The organism is Streptomyces sp. SID12501, from assembly GCF_010550245.1.
GTDB lineage: Bacteria > Actinomycetota > Actinomycetes > Streptomycetales > Streptomycetaceae > Streptomyces.
The window spans coordinates 31,256-53,591 of sequence record NZ_JAAGLU010000020.1 but is presented as its reverse complement, the minus strand read 5'-3'; the positions used below and the strand labels follow the sequence as shown (position 1 = coordinate 53,591).

General features: G+C 70.2%; 16 protein-coding genes. 4 read left to right on the top strand and 12 right to left on the bottom strand.

Features of this window, described 5'->3' with window-relative positions; genetic code table 11:
- Positions 1-43: 43 nt before the first annotated feature.
- Both G3I71_RS24015 and G3I71_RS24010 read right to left on the bottom strand, forming a co-directional pair.
- The gene (locus G3I71_RS24015; protein ID WP_164317118.1) at positions 44-943 is read right to left on the bottom strand and encodes a glycosyltransferase family 2 protein; all 900 of its coding nucleotides are present in this window, start codon (positions 941-943) and stop codon (positions 44-46) included.
- Positions 940-2,997: an O-antigen ligase family protein gene (locus tag G3I71_RS24010; protein WP_164317116.1), complete on the bottom strand. Its 2,058-nt coding sequence runs from the start codon at positions 2,995-2,997 to the stop codon at positions 940-942. Before G3I71_RS24010 ends, G3I71_RS24015 begins: the two co-directional genes overlap by 4 nt.
- A 125-nt stretch (positions 2,998-3,122) precedes the next feature.
- Between G3I71_RS24010 and G3I71_RS24005 the strand changes: the two genes are divergently transcribed.
- Positions 3,123-3,794, top strand: coding sequence for a hypothetical protein (locus G3I71_RS24005; RefSeq protein ID WP_164317115.1), 672 nt, complete (start codon positions 3,123-3,125; stop codon positions 3,792-3,794).
- 41 nt (positions 3,795-3,835) lie between these two features.
- Here the strand turns inward: G3I71_RS24005 and G3I71_RS24000 are convergent, their stop codons facing one another.
- The 8 genes from G3I71_RS24000 to G3I71_RS23965 form a co-directional block, all read right to left on the bottom strand.
- Positions 3,836-4,882: a glycosyltransferase gene (locus G3I71_RS24000; protein WP_164317113.1), complete on the bottom strand. Its 1,047-nt coding sequence runs from the start codon at positions 4,880-4,882 to the stop codon at positions 3,836-3,838.
- A 75-nt stretch (positions 4,883-4,957) separates the two neighbouring features.
- Positions 4,958-8,560, bottom strand: coding sequence for a DUF4082 domain-containing protein (locus G3I71_RS23995; protein ID WP_164317111.1), 3,603 nt, complete (start codon positions 8,558-8,560; stop codon positions 4,958-4,960).
- A gap of 70 nt (positions 8,561-8,630) precedes the next feature.
- Complete coding sequence (locus G3I71_RS23990; protein WP_164317109.1) at positions 8,631-9,749, bottom strand: DegT/DnrJ/EryC1/StrS aminotransferase family protein; 1,119 nt, start codon at positions 9,747-9,749, stop codon at positions 8,631-8,633.
- Positions 9,746-10,450, bottom strand: coding sequence for an acetyltransferase (locus G3I71_RS23985; RefSeq protein WP_164317107.1), 705 nt, complete (start codon positions 10,448-10,450; stop codon positions 9,746-9,748). Before G3I71_RS23985 ends, G3I71_RS23990 begins: the two co-directional genes overlap by 4 nt.
- Positions 10,447-11,586, bottom strand: coding sequence for a DegT/DnrJ/EryC1/StrS family aminotransferase (locus G3I71_RS23980; protein ID WP_164317105.1), 1,140 nt, complete (start codon positions 11,584-11,586; stop codon positions 10,447-10,449). The genes G3I71_RS23985 and G3I71_RS23980 overlap by 4 nt, the downstream gene beginning before the upstream one ends.
- Positions 11,583-12,578 (bottom strand): NAD-dependent epimerase/dehydratase family protein, encoded by a 996-nt coding sequence (locus tag G3I71_RS23975; protein ID WP_164317103.1) that lies wholly within the window; start codon positions 12,576-12,578, stop codon positions 11,583-11,585. Before G3I71_RS23975 ends, G3I71_RS23980 begins: the two co-directional genes overlap by 4 nt.
- A 30-nt stretch (positions 12,579-12,608) precedes the next feature.
- Positions 12,609-13,664 carry a Gfo/Idh/MocA family oxidoreductase gene (locus G3I71_RS23970; protein WP_343243062.1) on the bottom strand — a complete coding sequence of 352 codons (1,056 nt, stop codon included), beginning with the start codon at positions 13,662-13,664 and terminating at the stop codon, positions 12,609-12,611.
- 23 nt (positions 13,665-13,687) lie between these two features.
- Entirely contained in the window at positions 13,688-15,127 is a 1,440-nt protein-coding gene (locus G3I71_RS23965) for a sugar transferase (RefSeq protein WP_164317099.1), read from the bottom strand.
- A gap of 285 nt (positions 15,128-15,412) precedes the next feature.
- Between G3I71_RS23965 and G3I71_RS23960 the strand changes: the two genes are divergently transcribed.
- From G3I71_RS23960 to G3I71_RS23950, 3 genes are read left to right on the top strand one after another with little or no spacing between them, the layout of a single operon-like run.
- Positions 15,413-16,279: a glycosyltransferase gene (locus tag G3I71_RS23960; protein ID WP_164317097.1), complete on the top strand. Its 867-nt coding sequence runs from the start codon at positions 15,413-15,415 to the stop codon at positions 16,277-16,279.
- A gap of 26 nt (positions 16,280-16,305) precedes the next feature.
- Complete coding sequence (locus G3I71_RS23955) at positions 16,306-17,577, top strand: MFS transporter (protein ID WP_203731173.1); 1,272 nt, start codon at positions 16,306-16,308, stop codon at positions 17,575-17,577.
- Positions 17,578-17,608: 31 nt separating this feature from the next.
- On the top strand, positions 17,609-18,631 hold the full coding sequence (locus G3I71_RS23950) for a PD40 domain-containing protein (protein WP_164317095.1): 1,023 nt from the start codon (positions 17,609-17,611) through the stop codon (positions 18,629-18,631).
- Between the two features lie 9 nt (positions 18,632-18,640).
- Here the strand turns inward: G3I71_RS23950 and G3I71_RS23945 are convergent, their stop codons facing one another.
- Positions 18,641-19,891, bottom strand: coding sequence for an SGNH/GDSL hydrolase family protein (locus tag G3I71_RS23945; RefSeq protein ID WP_164317093.1), 1,251 nt, complete (start codon positions 19,889-19,891; stop codon positions 18,641-18,643).
- A 4-nt stretch (positions 19,892-19,895) separates the two neighbouring features.
- Positions 19,896-22,313, bottom strand: a complete 2,418-nt coding sequence (locus G3I71_RS23940) for a glycoside hydrolase N-terminal domain-containing protein (RefSeq protein WP_164317091.1) — start codon at positions 22,311-22,313, stop codon at positions 19,896-19,898.
- Positions 22,314-22,336 lie beyond the last annotated feature (23 nt).

Sequence of the window (22,336 nt, the reverse complement as noted above, 5' to 3'; positions counted from 1 at the left end):
ACAGCCCCGCGCCCCTGTGGGGCGCCCCTGTGGACGCTCGCTGTTACGGGCCCGGTGTTTTGCGCAGGGCGCCCGGTCTGGCCAGTGCGGTTGCCGCCGCGCGGGCGGCCGGGCGGCCCAGCGCGGCGCGTGACGTTTCGCGGAGCAGGACCGCTGTGCGGAAGGCCGCCGTGGCCAGGGCGCCGTGACGTCGGCGGTACAGGCGGACCCGGTTGAGGGTGAGGAGGGTCCAGAGGCGGGGTGACACCTGGGAGTCGCCGCCCAGGTGAACGGCCTCGGCGGTCGGCTCCAGCTGGGTGGCGTATCCGTGGTCCCGGGCGCGCAGGCAGTACTCGGTCTCCTCCGAGTAGAGGAAGAAGGACTCGTCCCACAGGCCGCAAGCGGCCAGGCAGTCCTCCGAGATGGCCATGAGCGCGCCGGTCGCCCAGTCCGCGCGCGTGGGCCGCCGGTACGCGGCGGGGTCGGTGACGAGCTCGCTGAGGAGTGGGAAGCGTCCGGCTCTGGTGTTCCCGATGAGGGCCTCGCCGAGCGCCCGGGTCACACTCGACTCGCGGCGCAGCGAGTAGTGGGGCGTGTCGCTGCCCTCTTCGTACAGCAGGGGTACGGCGATCCCGACACCCTCGCCGAGACTGTCGACGAGGCGTTTGGCGCAGCCTTCCCCCATCCGGATGTCGGCGTTGCAGATGAGGACGGTCCCGTGCTCACCGGCCGCACCCAGCGCCGCGTTGACCCCGGCCGCGTACCCGGCGTTGCGCCCGGTCTGGACGACGGTGGCGTCGGGGGCCAGTGTCCGGAGAACCTCGACGGTGTCGTCGGCGGAGTCGTTGTCGGCGACGACGAGCCGCCAGTCGAGGCCCGCCATGCCGTCGGGAAGCGCGGCGAGGAACCCGGGGAGCACCGAGGCGCTGTTCCAGGTGACGACGATGACGGCGACGGGGCTCATCGGGACTCCGCGAGTTGGGGGAGCTGGGCTTCGGGTGCCTTACGGGGGCCAGGAACCGTCACGGTGTCCGCTGCCGATGTCTCGGCTTCGGCCTCGGCGGCCTCGCGGCGGATGAAGCCGAGGTAGCTGCCGCCGGCCCCCAGGGTCAGGAAGAACATCCCGGCGTACATGGGGAAGCTGAGCGCGTCGAAGGTGGCGCTGATGACCAGGGCGACCAGCGCCGAGGCGAGGAACGCCTGACCGAGTTCCCGGTCCGAGTCGTTGCGGGCGAGCCGGCGGATGGCACCGCCGGTGTGGATCCCGGTGACGAACAGGGCGAGCAGCGCGACGAGCCCCACAATGCCCATCTCGGCGAGGGTCAGCATGTACTGGTTGTCCGTGAAGAAGTACAGGTCGGGAGTGAAGGTGCCGAACCCCCTTCCGAACCAGGGGTGTTCGTTGAGGTAGGGGACGATCGCGCTGTACTTCACGGTGCGCGCCTGGGTGCTGCTGTCGGAGCCGGCGAAGAAGGTGGCGAACAGGTTGGTGATGGTCCCTATCAGCCCGGGGATGATCACCTTGAAGCCGGCCACCGAGGCCACGGTGATTCCGATCGCGGCCCAGCGCCGCTCCGGCTTCCAGCGGGGCACCATCACCAGGATCACGATGGCGGCGCCGATGATGGACGTCCTGGACACCGTCAGCGGAAGCGCACCCGCCATGATCGCCACCGGGGCCCAGCGGCGCAGCGCGCCGGCGTGACGACGTACCGGATCGAACGCCTGGTGGCCGGCGAAGGGAACGAGGATGGCGAGCATCCCGCCGAACTCCAGCGGATGGGCCGTGGTGGAGCGCGGCCGGGTGAACGAGCCGCGGTCCATGGCGCTGATCCCGGCGGTGCTCGACTGCAGGCCGGGGATGTGGATGGAGTCGGCGATGTTGGTCGCCGCGAAGAAGTCGTAGTAGCCGATCAGGGCGACCACCGTGCCCAGGACGACGAGCCGGCGCATCAGGGTCTCCAGCCGGCTGCGCTCCTGGATGCCGGCCGAGGCCAGCACCACCAGCGCCACCCACACGCCGAGCCCGATGAGCCCCCGGTCGGCTCCGAGGACCTCCTCGTGCGAGCTGTCGCGGCTCGCGTCCGCGAGGTACGACAGCAGCACCGCCACGGCGAGCAGGCACATCGCCACGCGTGGCAGCCTGGTGCCCTCGGCGGGACGGATGCGACCGCCGAGCCAGGTCGCGAGGTACCAGAGAAGCCCCAGCAGGGCGAACACGTTGGCCGGGGTGCCGACACCGCCCAGGGCGGGCAGGGTGAGGTTGGACGGGACGAAGAAGGCCAGCGCCAGATAGCCGGTGAGGATCGTCGTGGCGTCCAGCTTCCGCACCAGCAGGCCCCTGGGCTCCCGCTCGGGGGGCTGGGCGCGATGGCGCCGGGGAACGTATCCGGCCGTGGCGCGTCCCCGGCGGCGGACCACCGCGACGCCCTCGGCCAGGATGGACAGCAGGAACGCGCTGACGATCCCGACGATGAGGACCGACGCGATGTTCTGGTAGCGGGCCTTCGACTGTGAGACCGGTGTCTGCGGCAGTACGACCGGCGTGGCCTGCACGGAGTACTTCGCCGGCACCTTGGAGGCGGCCTGCAGGGCCTTCAGCTGCTCGCCGGTGAACTTGGTGAGGGTGGTGGTCTCGCGCAGCACCTTCGCCCGGTCGGTGCCGGTGACGCTCAGGGTGAGCAGCGGGCTGTCGGCCTCCGGCGCGAAACCGGCCGTGTACCGGTCGGTGACACCGCGGGAGTGCAGTTCCTTGGCCGAGTCGCTCGACTGGAGGGTCCTGATCAGCACGTCGGCCGTGACGACCAGCGAACCGCCCGCGTTCGATATGGGGTTGCCGAAGGTCGGCGCCAGATCGGCGACCGCGGAGGAGTCGAGCAGTGTGACGGAACTCTGCGACTCGTAGGACACCGGGATCGTCCGGTACAGATAGCCGCCCGCGAACAGACTGAGCAGGGTGAGGGGCACCATGAAGTACCAACGCCTGCACATGATCGCCCAGATGTCACCAAGGCTCATGATCTCTCCCCCCGGCCCGGTGCCGCGTGACCGGACGTCCGGGCTCCGGCACAGCATAGGCCTCGTGATCTGGTGGCGATCCGCCCCCGCGCCTGCGAGGATCGGTGCCGACGGAAGGAATCCCTGTGTCGCCCCGTGACGTCGCCGAAGCGCTGCTCCGCCGCTGGTACGTGCTTGTGCTCGCGCTCCTGCTGACGGCCGCCGGCGCCTACCCGGTGCTCCGCCCCGCTCCGCGGTATCTGAGTTCGGCGGTGATCGTCCTCAAGCCGCCGGTGACGGGGAACCAGCCGAACCAGCTGACGAATCTGCAACCGCCGCTCGCCACCCTCTCGTACGGGGTCATCCAGCAGCTCGAATCGCCCGCCGGACGGAAGGAACTGACCTCCGCCGGCGTCCACGGGACGTACCAGCTGATCCCGCGCAACAGCGGCACCAGCGCGACGCCCGCCTATCTGATCCCCTCCTTGCAGGTCCAGGCTCGGGCATCCGACCCGGTCGAGGCCGACACGGCGGTCCGCAGGATCATCGACGTGTACTCGGGGCATGTGGCGGACGTCCAGGAGGCACAGGGGATCTCGGCGGCGGCGCGGATCAACGCCTCCGTCCTGGTCGCCCCGAGCGCCGCCCAGGTGCTGGGGACCAAGAGCCGCGCGGTGGCCGGTACGGCACTGCTGGGCGCGACCGCCGCGCTCCTGAGCGCGCTGTGGTTCGACCAGTACGTCCTGCGTCGCAGGAGCAGGAAGGGCGACTCCCCCGACCCACGCCAGCACGCAAGTGCGGTACCCGTGGCCAACTGAGCCGGGCGCCGTCACCGCGTACTGAACGGAGCGTTCCCGCATCAGATGCCGCGGCGCTTCCAGGACTGCCACCACAGCCATTCCCGCCCGCGATCGACCACGGCCGACCACACCAGCGGCTGGAGGTACGGCATCAGCCCGGCGCCGATGCGCCGGCGCCGGTACAGCGCCTGGTACTCGGGAAGGGAAGTGAAACCGGGACGGCACTCCGCGGCGAAGGCGACGAGATCGTCGACCGGGACGATGTCGGTGCGCCCCCGGTCGTAGGCGCGGTACGCGCGCCGCAGGGCATAGCGGGCGAGCCGGGTGTGCACCGTGTCGGCCAGCTGCTCGGCCTGCGGGAGCTGGTCGGCGCACTTGGCGAGGACGGAGTCGAAGGCGACGAGGCGCTGGCGGAGGTCGTCGAGCTGGCCGCCGAAGTCGGTGGTGGACATGTTGTTGCCGTGGACGCGGTAGAAGGCCTGGTCCGCGCCGCGTACGTAGCCGACGTCGGCGCGGGCGGCGAGCCGCATCCACATCTCGATGTCGCCGGCGTGCGGAAGTTCGGGGTCGTAGCCGCCCACCTCGCGCTGCAGGCTGGTGCGGACGACGACCTCGGGCGAGGTGATGCAGCCGGTGCCTTCGCGGAACCGGCGCTCCAGCCACCAGTGCCCGGGATAGACGACCGAACCGGTGCCCTGCGTACGGGCCTTGGGCAGCGGGCCGCCGTGCTGGAAGCGCAGGGGACGGCCGTAGGCGAACCCCGCTTCCGGATGGGCGTCCAGCAGGTCGGCGGCGCGCACCAGGGCGCCGGGCACCAGTCGGTCGTCGGCGGAGAGAAGTGCGACGTAGTCACCGTCGGCCCACTCGAGGAGTCCCTCGTTGTAGGTGGCGATGTGTCCCTTGTTGCTCTCGTGGACGCGGACCTGGATGCGTGAGTCGGCGGCGGCCAGCTTGAGCGCGGTCTTCGCCGAGTCGTCGGGAGAGGCGTCGTCGATGATGAGTACCCGGACGTCAACGCCGTCCTGCTCGTCCAGGACGCTGCTCACGCAGTCGGCTAGGAAATGGCCGTACTTGTAGCAGGGGATGACAACACTGACGGTACTCATCTGTGGGGAAAGCCAATCCCCGACAGTGGCCTCCCGCGAGTGTGCGGGAGGCCACTGTCGGTGGGTTGTGATCGGTCAGTTCTTCTTGCGGACGGTCTTGCTGGTGAGGGTCCAGACCCGGGACGTCACCATGTGGTTCTGCTTGTCCCGGGCCATGACCGTGATCTTGAACCGCGTGCCGTCCGGCAGCGGGGTGGACAGATGGACGGACACCTTGTGGGTGGCCCGGTTGTAGGAGAGGACGGCCTTGACCTTGAGCTTCCCGGCGGCAGCGGCCTTCGCGCCCGGCAGGACGGTCACCGTCGCCTTCACCGTGGACAGCTTGGCGGTGCTGGGCAGCGAGGTGACCAGGGGGTTCGCCGCGTCGGCGGTGCGCGCCAGCGCGGAGGTTCCCACCTCCGAGGAGGTGCCCGACGTCAGCGACGCGGACGGGTCGTCGGCGGTGAAGACGGGACCGACCCAGTAGTTCGCGGATCCGTAGGAGCCGTTGGGGAAGGCCACGTCACTGCCGTACCGGTACAGCCCGTTGTGGGCCGTACTGATGTCGGCGGTGGCGGTCAGCGGATAGGACTTGTGGGCCGACGCGAAGTAGCCGCCGTCCACCGCGTAGTTGCCGTTCGGCGCGTGGTAGGAGACGACGTACGCGGTGTCAGCGCTGATCGCCACCGGGGTCGCGAACGTCATCGTCTGCCAGCCGGAGGCGGACTCCGTGGTGAAGGTGCCGGAGGCGAGGAGCGTGCCGTCGGCGGACCAGAGACTCCCGGTGTGGGTGCCGGTGTTGGTGGCGCCCTTGTAGAAGGTGACACCGGTGACCCAGCCGCTCGCCGAGGACTGGAACCTGGTGCCCAGTTCGAGGGAGTTGGGGTCGTCGGTGACGGCCGTCCTGGCCGGCACGGTGCCGGCACTCCACAGCGTGCAGGGGCAGGTGACCGCGGGCGGGGTGGAGCTGGTGGTGAACGACCACGTCACCGGGGCGGTCATGGCGTTGCCCCACAGGTCCTCGGCCTGGACGGACGCGGTGTACGTGGTGTGCAGTTCCAGTTCCGTCGACGGCGTGAACGTCGCCTGGTTCGACGCGGGGAGCGTCTTGGTGCCCGGCACGGTGTTGCCGTTCGGGTCCTTCAGGGTGAACGTCAGCGTGTCGGCGTCGATGGCGTGGTCGAAGACGGCCGACACCGGTGCCGTGATCGACGCGCCGGTCGCTCCCGACGTCGGTGAGGTCGAGGTGACGACGGGCGGGGTCGTACTGGCCGTCGAGGTGTCGAGCACCACGTCCACCCAGTAGTTGCTGCCCGAGGACGCCGAGGACGGGAAGGCGCTGGTCGAGTTGTACCGGTAGACGCCGTTGCCGCCGTCGGTGCCCGACTGGAGTGCCGTGAGCGGGGCCAGGCCGGCCGCGCTGCCGGAGAAGTAGCCGCCGTCGTAGGAGTATCCGCCGTTGGGGGCGAAGTACGAGGCGACGTAGGTGGTGTTGGCCTTGACCGTCACCGGGGTGGCGAAGTTCAGCTGCTGCCAGCCGGAGGCCGTCTCGTTGGTGAAGGTGCCGGTGGCCAGGCGGGTGCCGGAGGCGCTCCACAGGCTGCCGGTGTGGGTGCCGGTGTTGGCCGGCGACTTGTAGAAACGGACGCCGGTGATCGAACCGGCCACCGTGGTACGGACCTTGACGCCGAGCTCCAGCGGACCGTTGTCGCCCGCGTTGAGGGTGCCGGGCACCGCGGTGGCGGGCCAGATGGTGCAGGGGCACGCCTGGGGACCGACGGTCACCGGGCGGGTGTTGACGGCTCCGATGTTGACGCTGTCGTCCACCGCGCGGACCTTGATGGACGCGGCGCCCGGGGCCGTCGGCGTCCAGCTGTAGGTCCAGGACGTCAGTCCGGTGGCGGCGTTCCAGGTCGTCCCGCCGTCGGTGGACACCTCGACGCGGGCCACCACGCCCCCGCCGGAGTCGGTGGCGGTGCCACTGATCGTGACCGGCTTCAGCGCCGGGACGGTGACCCCGGAGGCCGGGGTCGTCACGGTGACGGCCGGGCCGGTGGAGTCGGTGGTGGCCGTGGCGGAGACGAGGTTGCTCTGCAGGGTCAGCGGCTGGACGCCCATGTCGGCGAGGACGTTCGCCGTCGCCTGCTGCATCCGGGCGTCCTCGGTGACGACCACGTCATCGGGGTCGTACACCGGGAGGTTGGTGAGCCCCCACGACCACTGCACGGTCCCCGCACCGAACACCAGGGCCCCGGAGTCCTGGTCGCGGAACTCGACGAGATTGTGCGTCGCCGTGCCGTTGCCGTACATGTTGCCCCAGTCGAGGCGGTACTTGCCGTCGGTGATGTCCACTGTCGTGGACGACACGTCGATCGCTCCGGCGGGTCTGGTGCTGTTGACGAGGTCGCTGTCCCACTCGTAGCCGAGGGTGCCGGTCGGGAAGGTGGCGGTCTGGCTCGACGTGAGGTTCGCGATGGAGGTGTTGCGCCAGATCCGGTTCTTGCCGTACGCGCCGGGGACCGTGATCGCGTCGGCGCGGTAGCCGTTCACCGTGAACATGGAGCCGGTGAGGATGTTCGGCGGCTGGTAGGTCTGACCGTAGGAGGTGCTGGTCGGGTCCATCCAGGTGCCGGTCCAGGTGCCGCTGGGGTCGGCGATGCCGTTGCCCTGCACCATCTTGGTCATCTTGTAGCAGACCAGGGTCCGGTTCGCGGTGCTCGTGCCGTCGTTGCTCGCGGCGAGCCGGGTCTTCCAGAAGACCTCGTTGCCGCTGAAGAAGGCCTGCCGCACGCCTGCCTTCCTGGCCGCCAGGACGTTGGAGTACTGGCTCTGCGTCCAGTACTCGTCATGGCCCGAGGACAGGTACACCTTGTGCTTCGGCAGCAGGGTGGCGCCGTTGGTCGACACGTCCACGCCCGACAGATAGCTGACGTCGTAGCCGTTGCGCTCCAGCCAGGACAGCATCATGAACTCGGAGCCGTAGATGCCGTTGTCACCGCCGATGTCCAGCGGCCGGTTGTAGCTGACCTCGTAGGCGCGGCCGTCCGGCGCGGGTCCCGCGCCACCGTAGAAGTCCTGGCCGCCGTAGTCGTTGTAGGCCTGCCAGGTCTGGTCGCTGGTCTGCACGACGATGTCGGAGGTGCTGGAGTCCTTGCGGACGACGAACGGGTACGGCATCAGGCCGTCGCCGTCCGTCTGCGTCAGGTTCGCGATGTACAGGCCGGACACGGCGTCGCTGGGCACCGCCCAGGAGGCGGTCACAGGCCAGTTGCCGCAGTCGACGAGTCCCGTGCTGCTCTTGGTGGTGCAACTGGCGGGATTGTTCGAGTAGTTGGCCGAGTAGGTCACCGCGGCCTGGGCCGCGGTCGATATCAGCCGCGCCCCGTCGCCGCCGTACCAGCCCAGGCGGTAGATCTCCACGTGGTAGGTGACCGGGGACTGGATCTTGAACTGGACGGTGTCACCGGCCTGGACGCTCTCCTTGGTGGAGAAGCCCTTGATGCCACCGTAGGCGTTGGGCGAGTACCAGTCGGACATAGGGCTGCCCGTCTTGGAGTTCTCGCAGACGATCGCGTTCGATGCCGTTCCGCACGGATCGGATGCCGCCTGTGCGGGCAGGGCCTGCGGGAGCACCGCCCATATCAATGCTGCTACGACGGCGAGGCGCCCGCCCCGGATCCGTCTGCCCCATCTGTTCATGTGTACCTCTCAGCGGTGCTGTGCACGGCCGACCCGTGAGGTCGACGTGGAGCGTCAAACAGGGGACCGATCAGCTTTGGAGCGCCTTGGCGAGCGTGTCCACGACGCGTTGCTGCTGGTCGGGGCTTATCTGGGGGAAGAGCGGCAGCGACAGGATGCTGTCCGCCGCCTTCTCGGCGTGGGGGAAGTCGCCGCGGGCGTGCCCGAGATGTCGGTAAGCCTCGGTGAGATGGACGGGCGCGGGGTAGTGCACCCCCGCGCCGATGCCTTCCGCGTTGAGCTTGCCGACGATGTCGTCGCGGTCGGTGCCGGAGACCTGGACGACGTACAGGTGCCAAACGTGGACGTTGCCGGCGTCCGTCGTGGGGAGCACGACCCGCCCGGCGGACGCCAGGTCGGCGAGCAGTGTGTCGTAGCGGGCCGCGGCGGCCCGCCGGGCCGCGTTGCCGTCCGCCAGCCGGGCCAGCTTCGCCCGCAGGACGACGGCCTGCAGCCCGTCCAGCCGGCTGTTGAACCCGGGTACGTCATGGCGGTACTTGGCGACGCCGCCGTGGTTCGCGATCGCGCGGACCAGGCCGGCGAGTTCCTCGTCGTCCGTGAGGACCGCGCCCGCGTCGCCGTAGGCGCCCAGGTTCTTGCCAGGGTAGAAGCTGGTCGCCGCGATCCCGCCGCTGCCCGGCGACCGGCCGTCGCGGGTGGCGCCCTGGCACTGGGCGGCGTCCTCGACGACCGTTACGTGGTCGGGCAGTCGACCGGCCAGCCCCGTCACCTCGGCCATCTGCCCGTACAGGTGCACCGGCACGACCGCGCGGGTGGCCGGGCCGACCGCCTCCAGCGCGGCCTGCGGGTCGAGCAGGTAGGTGTCGGGCAGGCAGTCGGCCAGGATGGGCCGGGCGCCGATCCGGGCCACGGCGCCCGCGGTGGCGATGAAGGTGTTGGCGGGTATGACGACCTCGTCGCCGGGCCCCACCCCGCTCGCCCGCAGGGCGAGTTCGACCGCGTCGGTGCCGTTGGCGACACCCACGCAGTGCGCGACGTCGCCGAAGCCGGCGTACTCGCGCTCGAAGGCCCCCACCTCGTCGCCGCCGATGAACGCGGTGTTGGCCAGGATCCGTTCGAATCCTGCCCGTACCTCGTCGGCGACCTCCTCATGGGCCGCTTTCAGGTCCACAAGCGGAATCTGATTCATCTCAGCGGTCCCCCCACTGTTGTTCGTGCTGTTGTTCGTGTCGCGAGTTCATCGAGTGCGGGCGCCGCCGCCGCGCGCAACCGCCGGGCCGGGCTCCCCACCCAGACCTCGCCCGGCGGCACATCACCGAGCACGGCGCTGCCCATCCCGATCAGCGACCAGGCGCCGACCACCGTGCCCTCCCTGACCAGGGCCCCGGAGCCCACATAGGCGCCCCGCTCCAGCCGCGCTCCCCCGCCCAGCCGGACGCCGGAGGCGATCGTGGCGAAGTCCTCGACGACGTCGTCATGAGTGAGGACGACCTGGGGCATCACCGCTACATGCGCGCCCACCCGCACGGCGGCGGTCAGGACGCAGTGCGCGAGCAGCACCGAGCCCGGGCCGACCTCCGAGGTCGCCGACACCGACGCCGTCGGGTGGATCACCGTGGCGTAGCGGTCCGCCGACAGGCCCAGCCTGCGGACCAGGCGGGCGCGGGCCGCGTAGTCCCGGGGATTGCCCACACAGATCACGACCCGCGCCTCGGGCAGGTCGTGGACCAGGTCGCAGCCGCCCAGTACGGGCACGCCGTCCACCTCGGTGCCGTGCAGGGCGGAGTTGTCGTCGAGGTGCCCGAGCAGCTCGATGTCCCCCGCGTCCCGTACGGCCTGTGCGGTCTCCCGGGCGAAGCCGCCCGCGCCGATGATCAGCAGTCCGCTCATCTTCGGGCCTGTTCGCGCAGCGCCGCCACGACGCGGTCCTGCTGCGCCTCGGTGAGCGTGTGGAACAGCGGCAGGATCAGCGAGTCGCGGCTGATCCGCTCGGTGACCGGCAGCGGCACGCCGGGGTGACCCTCGTAGGCGGGTTCGAGGTGCGAGGCCATGATCCCGCGCCTGGCGGAGACGCCGGCCTCGGCGAGCGCGGCGAGCAGGTCGTCCCGGCCGACGGGGAAGTCCTCGTCCAGCAGCACCCAGTAGGACTGGAAGTTGCTCTGCCCGTGCTCGGGGTCGCGTACGGGGGTGAGTCCGGGGACGTCCCGCAGCAACGCGTCGTAGCGGGCCGCCAGTTCGCGGCGGCGGGCGATCATCGCGTCGAGTTTGCCGAGCTGGACCAGGCCGATCGCGGCCTGGACGTCCGTCATCCGGTAGTTGTAGCCGACCTCGAGGTAGCTCTCCAGGACCGGCTTGCTGCTCGAATGGCGTTCGGCGGCCGAGGCGTTCATCCCGTGCTCGCGCAGCCGGCGCAGGCGTGCCGCCCACTCGGCGTCGTCGGTGGTGATCATGCCGCCCTCGCCGGTGGTGACGAGCTTGCGGGGGTGGAAGGACCAGGCGGCGATCAGCGCGCCCTGTCCGACGGGCTTGCCGCCGACGGTCGAGCCGATGGCGCAGGCCGCGTCCTCGACGAGGGGCAGGTCCCACTCGGCGCAGGCGGCACGCAGGCTGTGCACATCGGCCGGTACACCGCCCTGGTGGACGACGAGGACCGCCTTGGTGCGGGGGAAGCGGACCGCGTCCACGGTGGCCGCCGTCAGGTTGCCGGTGGCCGGGTCGACGTCGGCGAACACGGGCTCGGCGCCGACGTACCGTACGGCGTTGGCCGTGGCGATGAACGACAGCGACGGCACCACGACCTCGTCGCCGGGCCCGATGCCGAGCGCGACGAGCGCCAGGTGCAGGGCGGTGGTGCAGGAGCTGACGGCGATGCCGTGTTCCGCTCCCACCCGCTCGGCGAAGGCCTGTTCGAAGGCGGCGACCCGGGGGCCCTGGGCGACCCACCCGGACAGCACGGCGTCGGAGGCGGCCTTGGCCTCCTCCTCGCCGAGCCAGGGGATCATCACCGGGATGCGGTCGGTGCTCACTTGGCCGCCTCCGCAGCGGCGGCGTCGGCGACGCGCTCGGCACGCCACCACTCCACCAGGTCCTTGAGCCCGGTCCGCATGTCGATCCGTGCCGTGAAGCCGAGCCGCTCGGCGGCCTGGGTGGTGTCCGCGAGCCGCCGGACCACGCCGTTCACCGCGCGGGCGGGCCCGTGCTCCGGTTCCAGGTCGGACGCGCCCATGGCCTCCAGCAGACCGTCGGCGAGTTCGCGCAGCGAGGTCTCCGTACCGCTGGCGACGTTGAACACCTCGTCGGTGAGGTCCGACTCGGCGGCCAGCACATTGGCTCTGGCGATGTCCCGGACGTCGACGAAGTCCATGGTCTGCGTGCCGTCGCCGAGGATCAGCGGCGGCTCGCCCGCCTCGATGCGCTCCATCCAGCGGATGAGCACCTCGGTGTAGAGCCCGTGGATGTCCATCCGGGGGCCGTAGACGTTGAAGTAGCGCAGCGCCACGTAGTCCAGTCCGTACATGGCGTGGAAGCTGCGCAGCATGCCCTCGTTGAAGGCCTTCGCCGCGCCGTAGAAGGTGTCGTTGTTGTACGCGTGGTGGCGCTCGGTCGTCGGGAAGGCCTCGGCCATGCCGTAGACGGACGCCGACGACGAGGCGATCACCTTGCCCACCCCGGCCTCGGCCGCCGCCTCCAGGACGTTGAAGGTGCCGTCGACCATGACCTCGTTGGCCAGCCGGGGTTCCTGCGCGCACTGGGTGATGCGTATCGCGGCGAGGTGGAACACCAGGTCGGCGCCCTCGGTGACCTTCCGTACGGTGGCGGCGTCCCGGATGTCGCCCTCGACGACCTCCACCACGCCGCTGGGCATGGCCTTGGCGAGGTTGGCCCGCCGCCCGCGCACGAAGTTGTCCAGCACCACGATCTCGCGGGCGCCACCCTCGGCCAGGAGGTCGACGAGATTGGAGCCGATGGTGCCCGCTCCCCCGGTGACCAGGATCTTCTTGCCTCGTACGCTGCTCAACTGCCCTGCCTTCTCAGTGAAATGGGAACGTCAACGCCCGGCACGCAGGCCGACGACCGCGCCCTTGAATTCCAGACTCCGGGACGCCGCCTCGAGGATGTCCAGCACCCGCAGGCCCGCGCGGCCGTCGGTGAGTGGTGCCCGGCGCTGTCTGATCGAGTCGCCGAACTCGTCGACCATGCTGCGCAGCGCCTCCTTCTCACCGATGGCGGGAGCGACCATGTCGCCGGAGCGGTACGACACGAGCATGTCCCGGCGCTCGTCCGCGCCGATCTCCTGCGGCGCGGCCAGGTCCACTCCCCGGTCGTAGACCGCCACGCGCTGGAGGGGATTGAGGTCGTCCCAGACCAGGGTGCGTTTGGCGCCGCCCACCATGGTGGTGCGAACCTTGGTCGGCGACAGCCAGTTCACGTGTACGTGGGCGATGGCCCCCGTGTTGAGCTGAAGTGTCAGATAGGCCACGCAGGCCTGTCCCGCGCCGATCGGGTCGGCCCCGTGGGCGGCGACGGCGACCGGCTCGACGTTGTCCGGAAGGATGAAGTCCAGGATCGACAGGTCGTGCGGGGCGAGGTCCCACATCACGTCGATGTCCTTCTGGACCAGCCCGAGGTTGATCCGGACCGAGTCGACGAAATGGATATCGCCGAGTTCACCGGAGCGGACCAGCTCCCGGATTCGGCCCACGGCGGGCGTGTAGCAGTAGGTGTGGTCGCACATCAGGGTGAGCCCGCGCTCCTCCGCCTCGGTCACCAGGCGCACCCCGTCGGCGTAGGTCGCCGCGAGCGGCTTCTCCACGAGGACGTGCTTGCCTGCGCGCAGGGCGGCCAGGGCGATGTCGAGGTGGGTCCCGGCGGGCGTGGCCACGGCGATGGCGTCGACGGTCGGATCGGCGAGGACGGCCGCGTAGTCCGAGGTGGCCTGGACGGTCGAGTAGCCGCCGAGGACCCGCTGGGCCCGGTCCACGTCGAGATCGCACAGCCAGCGCAGCCTGAACTGCTCACTGGCCTGGAAGTTGCGTACGAGGTTGGGACCCCAGTAACCGGCCCCGACGACCGCGATCCCCAACGGTTGTGTGCCCTGCGTCACTTGGTTCCTCTTCCGTCGGTCCATCAGTAGGCCCCCGTTCCACGCACCACCGCGGACCCGGTGCGCGCCAGAATCTCCAGGTCGAGACCCATCGACCAGTTGTCCACGTATCCGAGATCGAGCCGGACCGCCTCGTCCCAGGGCAGGTCGGAGCGTCCGCTGACCTGCCACAGCCCGGTGAGGCCGGGCTTGACGAGCAGCCGGCGCTTGACCTCCGGCGTGTACTCCTCCACCTCCTCGGGCAACGGCGGACGAGGGCCGACGAGCGACATGTGGCCGCTGATCACGTTGATCAGCTGCGGCAGTTCGTCGAGCGACGTGCGGCGCAGCACCGAGCCGACCCGGGTGATCCGCGGGTCTTCCTTCACCTTGAACAGCAGGCCGTCGCTGTTCTCGTTGAGGTGCTCCAGTTCCGCCCGGAGGGCCTCCGAGTCCGGCCGCATGGTGCGGAACTTGAACATGGTGAAGTGGTCGCCGTACCGGCCCACCCGCTGCTGCCTGAACAGCGTCGCCCCTGAGCTGTCCAGCCGGACGATCAGGGCGATCAGCAGCATGGGCAGTGCGAGGAGCGCCAGGAGCGCCGCCGCGAGCGACCGGTCGAGCAGTTCCTTGGGCAGCCGGGAGATCCGGGTGAGGTTCGGGGCCTGTATCCGGACCAGCGGCACCCCGTTGGTGGGGCGTACCGCCAGCCGGGAGGCGGACACGTCGGTCAGTACCGGGGCCAGCAGGAAATCGACGCCCTGTACGGCCGCTGTCCAGGACATCCGGCGCAGGACGGAGGCATCGGCCTCGGGGATCGGCAGTGCCACCACGGTGCTGATGCCCATGACCCGGACCACGTCGTCCATGTCGCCGACGCCGCCGAGGACGGGGAGCCCCAGCTTGTGGATCTCCGACCGGTTCTTCGGATCGCTCAGGCACACCCCGGCGACGTGCAGTTCCTGTGAGCCGCCTCGGCGGAGCACGGCGACCAGTTCCACGATGCCGCGTGACGGCCCGACCAGGAGCGTCGTGCTCCGGTCCCGGCCGCGTGCCCATCTTCGGTGCAGTCGGCGGCGGAGTGCGTAACGGCCCGGAAGGGCGATCACGACAGCCGGCACCGTGGCCATGATCATGTCATGGAGAAGTCCCTCGTCGTGCGCGAACAGGTAGTGCGCGACCGCGGCGAGCGCCGGCAGCACGAGTGCGCCGCGAAGCACCCGTCGGTACTCCTCGGTCCCCAGCCCCAGGGCGGTGCGGTCATAGGAGCGATGGGCGACCATGACCACGATCCACATCGGAGGCAGCACGAGGGCCACCGCCCAGCGGCCGTACACCGCGTGGATCAGAAGGGCCGCGACAACGGCCGCGAAGCCGTCCGCGACCAACAGAGCGATCCGGTATTTGCGATCCCAACGTCTTCGGCGAGCATCCGGAGTCCTGCGTTCCACAACCAGTTGCTCATGCGTGACCTCAATGGCCATGCTCCCCCCACCACATGCGCGGCTACCCCCCGATCGAAGTGCCCTCCACACAGCGACACTGGAAAGCGAGGGAGCGTCAGCGGTTCCCCAACCGCTTCATGCCCCCCAGCATGCATTTCCTGCAAGTTCAAATTCGGGCAAAAAGCCGCACCATGACATCAAGTTGAGGACAGTTCCCCACCCAAACCGGTCCGGCGGCACTCAATCTAGACCACGGAACGCAATGACGGGAACGGTTGAACGAAACACACATCGCATTAGTGACACTGACGGCATACTGCCCACGTGACGAGCATCGTGATCCCGGCCCACAACGAGGCGCAAGTCATCGGCCGACTCCTAGATTCGCTGATGGCCGACTCCGCCGACTCCACCGGCCCCGCCGACGGCGAGACCGACATCGTGGTCGTATGCAACGGCTGCACGGACGACACCGCGCGGATCGCCGCCGCCCGCGGACCGCGCGTCCGCGTGGTCGAGATCCCCACCCCCTCGAAGCACGCCGCCCTGCGCGCGGGAGACGACCACGCGCGTGGCTTCCCCCGCCTCTACGTGGACGCCGACGTCGTGATCACGGGCGCGGACGTACGGGCACTGGTCGAGCCGCTGAACGACGACAGCTCGGACATCCTGGCCACCGCCCCGGAGCGGCGGATCCCGCTGACCGGCTGCGGCTGGCGGGTGCGCGCCTACTACCGGGTGTGGCAGCGCCTCCCGGCCGTGCGCGAGGGGCTGTTCGGCCGGGGCGTCATCGCGGTCTCCAAGACCGGGCACGCCCGCATCGCCGCACTGCCCCCGCTGATGGCGGACGACCTGGCCGCATCCCTGGCGTTCGCTCCTGCGGAGCGGCTCGTGGTCGACGGGGCCGGTGTCGTCGTCCACCCTCCGCGCACCTGGCGGGACCTGATGAAACGGCGTGTCCGGGCCGCCGTGTCCACCGCCCAGGTGGAGCAGCACCAGGGACCGGAGGATGCCTCGGCGCGCACCAGCGTGGCGGATCTGAAAGCCCTGGTCCGCAGGGATCCGAAGCTCTTCCCGAGTGTCGTAGTCTTCCTCGCGGCGGCGGTCGCCGCCCGGCGGGCATCCAGAAAGGCCATCCGGGCGCAGGACTTCGGTACCTGGCTACGGGACGAGAGCAGCCGGCAGAACTGATCGCACCGCACCTGGAGTTCTCGATCATGTATCTCACCGACCGTTCCGCCCCCGGCCAGGCGGACTCCGAGCAGGGCCGAAGACGCGGCCCGGGGCACAAGGTCGCCCCGGTCGTGCTCGTGCTGGGCTCGGTCAGTCTGATAACCGACATCTCCTCGGAGATGGTCACCGCCGTTCTGCCGCTCTATCTCGTCACCACGCTCGGTTTCACCCCGCTGGTGTTCGGCACCCTCGACGGTGTCTACAACGGTGTCAGCGCGCTGGTACAGCTCACCGGCGGCCACCTCGCCGACCGGGTACGCAACCACAAGCTGATGGCCGGGCTCGGGTACGGCCTGTCCGCGCTGTGCAAGCCCCTGCTCCTGCTCGTGAGCAGCATCGGCGCACTCAGCACGGTCCTCGCCCTGGACCGGACCGGCAAGGGCCTGCGCACCGCCCCGCGCGACGCGATGATCTCCCTGTCCACGCCGTCCGAGCGACAGGGCCGCGCCTTCGGCGTGCACCGGGCGATGGACACCACGGGCGCGATGCTCGGCCCACTGGCGGCCTTCTTCATCCTGCGCGCGGCGACCGACGGCTACGACGCCGTGTTCGGCGTGAGCGCGTGCGTCGCCGTGCTCGGCGTGCTCGTACTGGTGCTGTTCGTACCGGGCAGACGGCAGGGCGCGCGGCCGGACGAAGCCGCCGCGACGGACGCCAAGCCGCCCGTGCGCGTGCGCGAAGCGCTGGCACTGCTGCGTCTGCCGCGGCTGCGGGCGCTCGCGATCTGCGCCGCGCTGCTCGGCCTGACGACGGTCAGCGACGCCTTCGTCTATCTGCTCCTCCAACGGCGTGCGGGCATCGCCGACGAGTGGTTCCCGCTGCTGCCGCTGGGCACCGCCGCGGTGTTCCTGCTGCTGGCCGTGCCCCTCGGCTCACTGGCCGACCGGATCGGGCGGCGCACCGTGTTCCTCGCCGGGCACGCCAGTCTGCTCACCGCCTACGCCCTCCTGCTGTGGGCCCCGGCCACACCCGCCCTGCCCTTCCTCGTACTCGCCCTGCACGGCGTGTTCTACGCGGCCACCGACGGCGTACTCCCGGCCGCCCTGGCAGACATCGTGCCCGAACAGCTGCGCGCCAGCGGCCTCGCCATCGTCGGGACCAGCCAGGCGCTGGCCCGGTTCTGCTGCTCGCTGGCCTTCGGCGCCGCCTGGACGGTGTGGGGCGACGGCCCGGCGCTGGCCGGATCGGCGGTCGGTCTGCTGTGCTGCGCGGCCGTCGCGGGCATGTTGCTGCGGCCGAGCGGCGAATCCCGATGACCATCACAGTCACGAAGCCCCGGGGATCCACATGACATCGCTGCGCCGACGCCTGCTCGTACTCGTCACGGGGGTGCTGATCCTCGCGGGCGTGGCAACCGGCGTGGTCCTGCACGCCGCCGACCGCGCGGACCGGGCGAACCAGTCGCAGCCGGGCGGCCCCGCCGTCAGCACGGGCAGGCTGACGCTCGACCAGAAGAGCCGCCTGACGTTCGTCAACGCCGCCGCCGGCCCGCACCGCACCGCGGTCGCCTCGGTCCCGTCCACCGACCCCGGGGCCGGCCGGACCGCCTCCGACCTGAAGTGCGCGCGCTTCTACGCGGCGGCCGGCACCGGCGTCTGCCTCCAGTCCGTCCCCGGTGTCCTCAAGCAGAGCAACCGCGCCCTGCTCCTCGACGCGGACCTCCGCACCCTGCGCACCTATCCGCTCGCGGGCACCCCCAGCCGGGCCCGGGTCTCGCCCGACGGCCGTTTCGTCGCCTGGACCGTCTTCGTCTCCGGCGAGTCCTACGCGTCCGCCTTCTTCTCCACCCGGACGTCGATCCTGGACACCCGCACCATGAAGCTGACGCCCAGCCTGGAGACGTTCTCCATCACCATGGACGGCAAGTCCTACCGCGCCTCGGACGTCAACTTCTGGGGCGTCACCTTCGCCTCCGACGACGACACCTTCTACGCCACCCTCAACACCGGCAACAAGACCTACCTGGTCCGCGGTTCGCTCTCCGGGCGCAAGGTCACCACCCTGCTCGAGAACGTGGAGTGCCCCTCGCTCTCCCCCGACGGGACCCGCGTCGCCTTCAAGAAGCGGGTCCTGTCCCGTACCGCCCTCTGGCACGAGTACGTCCTCGACCTGGGCACCCTGAAGGAGACTGCGCTCGCCGAACGCCACAGCGTCGACGACCAGGCCACCTGGCTCGACAACGACACCGTCGCCTACGCCCTCCCCACCGACGGCAAGATCGGCAGCAGCGACCTGTGGACCGTACCCGCGAACGGCTCGGGCAGCCCCCGCCTGCTGATCGCGGGGGCTTCGTCCCCGGCGCCGCTGTAGACGGCGGGGTCAGGGGGCGTCGCGATCGCAGGAGAGGTCTCGCAGCCCCACTGAGTCGGCCATCGCCTGCATGCCGGTGTCGTTGGGGTGCAGGTGATCGCCGTTGTCGAAGAACGGCAGGATCCGCTCGTGGTCGTAGGGGCTGCGCAGGATGCGGTCGAAGTCCGCCACGGCGTCGAACTCGCCGCCGGTGCGGAGGAACTCGTTGACCTCCCGGCGTACGGCCTCGGCCGGCGCGTCCCACTCGTACCAGCCCTTGAAGGGCCCGACCGTGGCCCCGACGACACACACACCGGCCGTGTGAGCGCGGTCGATGATCCGGCGGTAGCCGTCGATCAGGTCCTGGGCCGTGACACCGGTGTGGGCCTTGATGTCGTTGACGCCCTCGAAGAGAAGGACCGTGCGTACGCCGGGGTGGGAGAGCACGTCCCGGTGCAGCCTGTTCAGGGCGCTCTGCCCGGCTCCGTCGGCGAGGACCTTGTTGCCGGAGATCCCCTCGTTGGCCACCCCCTCGATGTGGGTGTCGGCATCGGCCTGAAGACGGCGTGCCAGGTAGTCGGGCCAGCGGCGGTCGTGGTCGGTGGTGGACTGCCAGCCGTCGGTGACGGAGTCGCCCAGCGCGACAACCGCACCCACGTCCGGGCCTGTCCGTACGGTGACGGCGTCCAGGTAGAACCAGGATCCCGTGGTTCCGGTCCAGTCGGCCGGGCCCTCCGCCGCCACGTGGTCGCCCGCACTGGTGTAGGACGTCTGCATGGCCATGCCGTGACCCGTGGCCGGGCCACCGGTATCGGCCACGTACAGACTGACCACCAGCGAGGTCGCCGCCGGCAGCCGTCCGGGCAGCGGATCACTGAGCGCGGACTCACCGGCGGGTACGGTGACGGACCGCTCCCCGCCGAACGTCAGAGACCGGTTGCTGCCCCGGACCAGGGCGGCGCCCTCCTTCTGCACGCCCGCGTACGCCCGGCCGAAGGTCAGGGGCCGGTCGCCGAAGGCGTTGGACAGCCGGACGCGGAGGTCGGTTCCGCCCGCGCTGGTCCGTACGACGAGCCGGTAACCGCGGTTCGAGGCGGCCTCGCCCATACGGTCGGCGCTCGCACCCCAGGTGACGATCTCGTGCGCCGAGGCATGCGCGGGAGCCGTGGCGGGAGCTGCCGTGGCCGACGCCGTCAGCAGTTGGGCGGTGGCGGTCAGCGTGACGACCGTGAAGGTGAGGCGTCGTAGCATGCCGGCGAGACGAATGGTGTGTTGGGACATCCCCTCACCGCCCCAGATCGCGAAGCGTCACGGACCGGCCGGGAGCCAGGGTGAGTTGCCGTTTCCCCGTCCCGTACGCCAGCGTGGTCGTGCGCCCGCCGACGCTCGTCACCGTGGCCTCGGTCGGCCTGCCGTCCTTCCAGCTCAGATCCACGGTGAAGCCACCGCGTACGCCCACTCCCGTGATCGATCCGGACGCGGCCCAGGCGTCGGGCAGCGCGGGCAGCAGTTCGACATGGCCGGGCCGTGAGTACACCAGCATCTCGATCATCGCGGCGGGCGTACCGAAGTTGCCGTCGATCTGGAAGATGCCGCGGCCCTGCTCGACCTGGTAGATGTCGAACAGGTTGGGCGCGGTGCCGTTGCCGCCGTCGGCGGAGGGCCGCAGGTTGTTCACGACGAGCTGGTAGGCCTCGTCGGCGTCCTTCAGCCGGGCCCAGCACAGGCTGCGCCAGGCGTTCGCCCAGCCGAAGCTCTCCATGCCGCGCGCGGTGAGCAGTGCCGTCGCGCCCTCGACGATCTCTTCCGGCGTCGAGCCGTCCGGGCGGATCCGGTCGCCGGGGAACAACTGGACGAGCGGGGACAGGTGACGGTGGGTGGTCTCCCCCAGGTTGTCCGGGGACATCCACTCCTCCAGCCAGCCCGTCTTCGGGCTCACCTGAGGCAGATAGAGCCGATTCTGCAGGCCGGCGACGGTCCGAGCGTATGCGCTGTCCTTGCCCAACACCCCACATGCCGCCCGGTAGTTGGCGAACAGTGACCAGACCAGTTCCTGGGCGTACGTGATGCCCTTGGCGTCGAGCGGGCCGTGCTCGGGCGACCAGTCGCTGTCAGCGACGAGGACCTCCCGTTTTTCGCCGGTGACCGGGTCCGTGACCGTCGTCGTCAGCAGCCTCGCCTCCCAGAACTCACAGGCACCTTTGAGCATCGGGTGGATACGGGCGAGGTGGTCGCGGTCCTGGGTGAACTCGTAATGCTCGTACAGGGAGTTGCACAGCCAGGCGTTGCCGGCCGGGTGCCACCACCAGCCCATGCCACCGTGGATGTTGGTGGAGACGGCGACGGTCCAGCCCGCGACCCTCCCGGTGGAGTTGCGGTAGCGGTTGCGGGGGTCGTTGAAGTGGGTGTGGGTGAGTTCGGTCCACGAGGGCAGCTGGGCCAGGCAGTAGTCGGTGAAGGCGTCGAAGCAGTCGGACAGGGCGGCTCGGTCGGTCATCCAGTAGTTCATCTGGAGGTTGATGTCGGTGTGGTAATCGCCCATCCAGTCAGGGGCGTTGCCGTCGAGCCACAGTCCCTGGAGGTTCAGCGGCAGACTGCCGCGTGAGCCGGCGATCATGAGGTAGCGCCCGAACTGGAGGTAGGAAGCCTCCAGTTCGGGGTCGGGCGTGTCGTCCGCGTGGCGTGCCCTGAGCCGCTCCCAGGTGTCCATGCCGCGTTGCAGTTCGGTGGAGGTGCCGAGCGACACGTTCATGCGCTCGAACAGCCTTCGGTGGTCGGCGACATGGGTGTGCAGCAGGGTGGTCGCGGAGTGCCCGGCGGCGTCGAGGACCTTCGTGCGGGCGAGCTTTCGGGGGTCGAGCGACGGATCGCGGTAGTCCTTGGCCGCGTCGGGCGCGTAGTCGGTGCCGCCGGTGACGATCACCGTGACGCTCTCGCAGTTCCGGAAGGAGATCCGCGCCCCGTCGACGGCGACGGTTCCCCCGCTGCCGTACGCGGTGACGGCCGCTCCGTACCGCAGGCGGTTGGGCAAATCCGCGCCGAAGGACGCGTAACGACCCGCCGGTACACCGGTGGTGGTCTCACCGTGGGTGCCGTCCAGGCTGATGTCGCCGGTGTAGCGCCCGCCGCCGTCCTGGGTGAAGTGCAGGACGAGGACGTCGTCGGGGGCGCTGGCGAACACCTGCCGCCGGTAGGTCACACCGGAGCGCACGTAGGAGGCGGTGACCAGGCCCTGGCGGAGGTCGAGGGCGCGCCGGTAGCCGGAGACGGCCGAGAGGCCGTGGTCGGGTATGTCGACGGTCAGCTTGCCCAGCAGGGTGAACGACCCGAAGTCCTCGCGGGCGTACGGGAACTGGCCGTCGCTGCCGAGGGTGGCGTTGAGCCCTCCGGTCCACATGGTGGCGTCGGTGATGAACAGCCGTTCCCGGCCCGGGTCGTTGCTCACGAGCGCCCCGAGGCGGCCGTTGCCTATGGGGAGGCCCTGAGTGATCATCGAGCCGTCGTCGGCGGGTGCCTGCCACCACAGTTCGGTGCCGGTACCCTTGGACACCATCGGGGAGTCGGCGGGTCTCGCGGGTGCGGCGGAGGCGGTGAAGGCGGGCGCCCCACCGAGGGCGGCGAGTGCTCCGGAAGCAGCGGCGAAGGAGAGAAGGCCACGTCTACCGGGAAGGGTTCGTGGCGAATCGGGGCGTGGGGTGTCCATGGATGCGCTCCCTTACGAATCGG